Source organism: Calidithermus roseus (genome assembly GCF_003574095.1).
Lineage (GTDB): Bacteria > Deinococcota > Deinococci > Deinococcales > Thermaceae > Calidithermus > Calidithermus roseus.
On record NZ_QWLA01000138.1, the window covers coordinates 1 to 3,316 of the forward strand.

The 3,316-nt window shown below is 65.8% G+C and carries 4 protein-coding genes and 1 pseudogene; 1 reads left to right on the plus strand and 4 read right to left on the minus strand.

What is annotated here, in order from left to right; genetic code table 11:
• Nucleotides 1–143: 143 nt before the first annotated feature.
• From Mrose_RS18045 to Mrose_RS18060, 4 genes are all read right to left on the minus strand, one after another.
• The gene (locus tag Mrose_RS18045; RefSeq protein WP_119280607.1) at nucleotides 144–899 is read right to left on the minus strand and encodes an SDR family oxidoreductase; all 756 of its coding nucleotides are present in this window, start codon (nucleotides 897–899) and stop codon (nucleotides 144–146) included.
• Complete coding sequence (locus Mrose_RS18050; RefSeq protein WP_119280609.1) at nucleotides 896–1,963, minus strand: glucose-1-phosphate thymidylyltransferase; 1,068 nt, start codon at nucleotides 1,961–1,963, stop codon at nucleotides 896–898. Before Mrose_RS18050 ends, Mrose_RS18045 begins: the two co-directional genes overlap by 4 nt.
• Before the next feature lie 74 nt (nucleotides 1,964–2,037).
• Entirely contained in the window at nucleotides 2,038–2,232 is a 195-nt protein-coding gene (locus Mrose_RS18055; protein WP_119280611.1) for a sporulation protein Cse60, read from the minus strand.
• A gap of 17 nt (nucleotides 2,233–2,249) precedes the next feature.
• Complete coding sequence (locus tag Mrose_RS18060; protein ID WP_119280612.1) at nucleotides 2,250–2,924, minus strand: glycerophosphodiester phosphodiesterase; 675 nt, start codon at nucleotides 2,922–2,924, stop codon at nucleotides 2,250–2,252.
• A 23-nt stretch (nucleotides 2,925–2,947) separates the two neighbouring features.
• Between Mrose_RS18060 and Mrose_RS18065 the strand changes: the two are divergent.
• Nucleotides 2,948–3,316: pseudogene (locus Mrose_RS18065) on the plus strand (hypothetical protein); the annotation flags it as partial.

Here is a 3,316-nt window from a genome sequence, read left to right on the forward strand (position 1 = left end):
GCGGGTCATCGCGGTGTCCCAGAACCTTCACCAGATCGTCTACAATGCAATAGGCCACTAGAACCGTCCAGTTCATAGTGGCCTTTATTGTTCTTCGTGGTTGGGATAGGTGGCAACTTGAGTTAACTCCAAAAGCTCCGTTCTCATTCATCAGCTTTAGATCTGTATTGGTCACGCAAAAATCTGGGTTTCAGATTGAACCATAGCCTGATATCAAGAGAGATATCCTCCGGCAGCGAAACCGTGGCCTCCCTCCGGCTCGAGGGCCTCACATCTGGCCGGGTGCGCACCGCCAGTTCGTAGACCGACTTGCGCTCGGTGGCGATGTGGAGGGTCGAGTAAGGGATGCGCTCGAGCCCCCTCAGCGCCAGGGCGATCTCCGGGGCGATCACCTCCACGTAGTCCTGGCTGGTGTAGAGGTCGGTGAAGGCGGTGGGGTAGGGCCAGGGCGAGGGGCGGAAGGAGGTGCGGATGACCAGGTGTTGGGGCAAGACGCGCACGACCTCCTCGGCGACGAGCTTGGAGAGGGCGTAGTAGTTGCGCACCGGGCCTACGGGGTCGTCCTCGCGGTAGTTGCCGCGGTCACCCCAGAAGACGTAGTCGGTGGAGATGTGGACCAGGAAGACGCCGGTGCCCTGTAGGGCCCGCACGACGTTGCGGGTTCCCCCGACGTTGACGGCCCAGCACTCCTCACGCTCCTGCTCGGCCCTGGCCACGTCGGTGTAGGCGGCTGCGTGGAGGAAGACTTTGGGCTGGTGGCGCTCGAGCGCGCGCTGCACGCTCTCGAGGTCGGTGACGTCGAGCTCGCTGCGGGGCGGGGCCACAATTTCGGGCATCAGGGCACGCAGGGCCGTGCCCAGGCGGCCACTGCCTCCGGTCATGAGGATCGGGCCCGTCATAGCTTGACCTGGCTGCGGTCGCCCAGCACCAGTTGCAGGGTGTGGCGGCGGGTGCTGCCCTGGCCGTCCACGACCACGCCGTGGCCGAGGATGCTGGCGTCGAGGCGGTAGGCGAGCTGGCGCACCTCGGCCTGGTCCATGAGGATGGAGTACTCCAGCTCGCTGCCGATGACCTTGGCCCCCTTGCCGATGGCGCTGTAGGGGCCGATGAAGCTGTCCTCGACCAGGCTGCCCGCCCCGATGAAGGCGGGGCCGCGCACGGTCGAGCGCACGATGCGGGCACCCGGCTCGACCACCACCTCGCCCACCACCTCGGAGTGGTCGAGCTCGCCCTCGATGCGGCGGGCGATCTGGGAGAGCACCAGGCGGTTGGCGTCGAGGAGGTCCTCGGGCTTGCCGGTGTCCTTCCAGTAGCCGCGCACCTGGTGGGCCACCACCTTCTGCCCGCGCTCGACCAGGCCCTGGATGGCCTCGGTGATCTCGTACTCCCCGCGCCAGGAGGGCTCGAGCGTGGCGATGACGTCGTGGATGGCGGGGCTGAAGAGGTAGACGCCCACCAGCGCCAGGTTGGAGGGGGGCTCCTTGGGCTTCTCCACCAGGCGCACCACCCGGCCCTGCGCGTCGAGCACCACCACCCCGAAGGCGCGGGGGTCTTCGACCTCGGTCAGGAGCACGATGGCCTGGGGCTGGGTCTGCTCGTACTCCTCGACCAGGTGCCGGATGCCCCCGGAGAGCAGGTTGTCGCCCAGGTAGAGCACGAAGGGGCTCTGGCCCAGGTAGTCCCGCGCGGTCTTGACGGCGTGGGCAATGCCCAGCGGGGCTTCCTGCACGATGAAGGTGAGGTTGACGCCCCAGCGGGAGCCGTCGCCCAAGGCCTCGCGCACCTCGTCGCCGGTCTCGGGGCTGAGGATCACCCCGATGTCGCGGATGCCCGCTTCCACCAGGTCCTCCAGGGCATAGAAGAGGTTGGGCTTGCCGGCGATGGGGATGAGCTGCTTGGCCCGGGTGTGGGTCAGGGGGCGCAGCCGCGTGCCCTTTCCACCAGAGAGAATAAGTCCTTTCATATCGCTGCCTCACGTCACATTGGCCGTACCGCAACCCATATCGGGCGGCGATGGCCCGGCCTGCAAGCCTCGGGTCAGTCTTTCCAGCTTTCAACCTCTTTGTAGTGCACGAGCGCCGAGTAGTTGACCTGTGCCCCCTGCACGGCGGTGGAGAACTTGACGTCCACGAGCAGCACGTTCTCGTCGAGGTCGGCGATGAAACGGTTGATGCGCTCCTGGAACACGTCGGGGTCGTTGGCGAATATCAGGCGAAACCGAATACCCTCCATACCACCTCTTAGGATAGTCAATCGCGCGCGGCTTTGAGTTCATCGGGCACATCGCCGATCACCCCGCACACGCCCCACTCGAACAATTCCCGTACCCGACGGGTCTCGTTGACGGTCCAGGCCACCACGAAGTAGCCCCGCTCGATAAAGCCCTCCACCCTTTCACGGCTCAGCAGGCTGTGGTGGGGGTGCACGCCCTGCACTCCCAGGCAGGGGAGCAGCTCGAGCAGTTCCTCCTGCGCGCAGAGCAGGGCCAATGGCACGTCCAGCCCCTCCCGCCGCAGGCGGATCAGGGCCAGGGGGTCGAAGCTGGAGACCCAGGCGCGGCTGCGCCCGCTCCAGGAGCCGAGTTGCTGGACCAGGGCCCTCTCCCGCCCATCGCTGAGGGGGGGCTGGCTCTTGAGCTCGAGGTTAAGCCAGGCCTTGGGGTGAGCTTCGAAGAGCTCGAAGACCTCCTCCAGCCGGGGTATCCAGGGGGCCCTCTGCCTTATCTCGACCCAGTCCAGCTCGGCGAGGGGAACCCCCTCCAACTCGAAGTCGTGGTGGATCACCAGCACCCCATCGCGGCTGCGCTGGATGTCGAGCTCCACCCCGTCGAGGCCGTTCTGGAGGGCTAGGGTGAAGGACTCGAGGGTGTTTTCTCGTGCCAGACGTGGCGCACCCCGATGACCCAGCAATAAGCGTGTTTCCATAGAGATAGTGTATATTGACACATATGGGCAAATACGATGCGCGTCTTGCAGAACTGGTGCGGGACGAGGTGATTGCCCGCCTGGAAGGATCGGGTGGTGTCATCGCCATCACCCGCAGGGACCTGTGGTTCCTCAGCGATGAGGGGGGCAGCAGCACGCCTTTGGGCTCGATCAAGCGCATATCGCGCGGAGAGGGCAACACCGTCGCGGTGCTGGGGGCCCAGGGCACTTTGATGGAAATCCCCCTGACCGCCTTCAAGGTGGACGAGCTCCGGAGCTTCCTCGAGTCGCTCAAGGAGCACGTGGTGCGCGCCCGCAGCAACCAGACCCAGTCCTCCCCGCCTCCGGTGGCCGCGCCGCAACCCCAACCCCAGCCGCAACCCGCCCACACC